Origin of the sequence: Pseudomonas sp. USTB-Z (assembly GCF_019691255.1) — a bacterium.
Classification (GTDB): domain Bacteria; phylum Pseudomonadota; class Gammaproteobacteria; order Pseudomonadales; family Pseudomonadaceae; genus Aquipseudomonas; species Aquipseudomonas alloputida.
In genome coordinates this window covers 1-320 of sequence record NZ_JAECZP010000097.1, presented here as the reverse complement: position 1 = coordinate 320, position 320 = coordinate 1, and the positions used below count along the sequence as shown (strand labels likewise).

Genomic DNA, 320 nt, shown 5'->3' with positions numbered 1-320 from the left:
AAGTGTTGCCAGCGGCATCGGTCGCCGTGGCCTGCAGCACTTCGCCGTCAACTTGTGGCGGGTTGAGGTTGAGGCTGAACACGCCGGTCGGGCCGACCACGGCAGTGCCCAGTTCGGTGCCGTCGGCAGCCACGATGCGCACGGTGCTGCCCGGCTCGGCGCGGCCGGTGATAACGCTGCCGTCCGCGCTCACCGCCAGTTCGGTTGGTGCGGCAGGGGCGGTGATGTCGGGTGCGGTGATCTGTGCGGGCAGCGAGGAAACGCCGCCGTCATCGATGGCGACCACGTCCAGCAGTTCGCCATTGGCTTGTGCGGGATTC

At 68.4% G+C, this 320-nt stretch carries 1 protein-coding gene; it reads right to left on the bottom strand.

Annotated elements, in window-relative coordinates:
* Positions 1 to 320: Ig-like domain-containing protein (locus tag I8746_RS27020; RefSeq protein WP_221101236.1), on the bottom strand; the 320-nt coding region annotated here is incomplete at both ends.